Below are 724 nucleotides of genomic sequence, written 5' to 3'. Positions count from 1 at the left end.
AGATTGGCCTTTTACCCCTAGGCGGAGGTCATGGGAACGATTTGCACGTCAGAACCCTTTCGGGCCTCCACCGGAGTTTCCTCCGGCTTCGCCCTGCCACCGCCTAGATCGCTCGGTTTCGGGTTTTACGGCCGTGACTACAGGCCCGTTAAGACCTCGCCCCTCGCCAGCAAAGCTGGTTGCGGGCATGTCGGTTTCCCTCCGCCTTCAGGGTTAACCCCTTTAGGCTTGCCACGACCGTAAACTCCCCGGCCCGTGTTTCAAGACGGAAGGTATGACCCCGGTCTGGAATCCTCGTACTTCCTGGTCGCCCAGGTTTCCTTCGGACCCTTCTTCCCTTTAGGGCCATACCCTTTGTAACCGCCTGGTTTCAGGCTCTTTTAACCCCCCGACAAGGGGTTCTTTTCAGCTTTCCCTCACGGTACTAATTACGCTATCGGTCTCCGGTTGTGTTTAGCCTTGGAGGTTGGTGCCCCCCACCTTCCTACGGCAAAACCGAGCCGTAGTACTCTCCTCCATAGCGCAGGCCAGCATGATTTAACCTACGGGGCTATAACCCTCTACGGCTGACCTTTTCAGGTCATTCGGCTATCATGCCTAGGCCTGTTGGGCTTTAAACCCAGCTATGGAGGCGGTGACACCTCATCTCCCTATGGTCGTCCCATAGGGGATTGGTTTGGGCTCTCCCCCTTTCGGTCGCCCCTACTCAGGGGATCTCAGTTTG

General features: G+C 57.0%; 1 rRNA gene. It reads right to left on the bottom strand.

Features of this window, described 5'->3' with window-relative positions:
* A 23S ribosomal RNA gene (locus ACP5L5_RS11745) occupies positions 1 to 724 on the bottom strand; the annotation flags it as partial.

Source organism: Vulcanisaeta sp. (genome assembly GCF_049966235.1).
GTDB classification, from domain to species: Archaea; Thermoproteota; Thermoprotei; order Thermoproteales; family Thermocladiaceae; genus Vulcanisaeta; species Vulcanisaeta moutnovskia.
Note: the sequence above shows the minus strand (reverse complement) of the source record. Positions and strands in the feature narration are given on the sequence as shown.